The organism is Phycobacter sedimenti, assembly GCF_038148855.1.
In the GTDB taxonomy this organism is placed as follows: domain Bacteria; phylum Pseudomonadota; class Alphaproteobacteria; order Rhodobacterales; family Rhodobacteraceae; genus Phycobacter; species Phycobacter sedimenti.
In genome coordinates, this window is sequence record NZ_JBBVGR010000021.1 from 1 (window position 1) to 572 (window position 572).

The following is a 572-nucleotide window of genomic DNA, read 5'->3' on the forward strand; positions in this document are numbered from 1 at the left end:
CGGCGATGACAGCCTGGTGGGGGGCACCGGGGATGACACGCTTTATGGCGGTGACGGCAATGACACGCTCTACGGCAATACCGCGCTCGATACGATCTATGGCGAGGCGGGGGATGATTACATCAGCTCGGGCGACGGGGTGGATTACGTCGAGGGCGGCAGCGGCAATGACACGATCCACGGCCGCTCGGGCTGGGACAGCCTTTATGGCGGCGATGACAATGACGTGCTTTACGGCTCCTCGGGCGATGATCTGCTGTCGGGCGGGAATGGCGATGACTGGCTGTCGGCCGGCTCGGCCTGGGACCGGCTGTTTGGCGACGGCGGCAACGACACGCTTTATGGCAATTTCGGCTCTGACTGGATGTCGGGCGGCGCGGGCGAGGACAGTCTTTATGGCGGCACCGGCGATGACACGCTTTATGGCGATGCGGGCAATGACCAGCTGCTGGGGAACCAGGGGGTCGATGTTCTGGAGGGCGGCGCCGGCGATGACATCCTGCGCGGCGGCACCCTGCGCGACACTTTCATCTTCAACAGGGGTCATGACAACGATGTGATCGAGGATTTCG

At 63.5% G+C, this 572-nt stretch carries 1 protein-coding gene; it reads left to right on the forward strand.

Translation table 11 applies throughout. From position 1 onward, the window contains the following. On the forward strand, window positions 1-572 hold a 572-nt coding region (locus AADA15_RS19270; protein ID WP_341643186.1), incomplete at both ends, for a calcium-binding protein.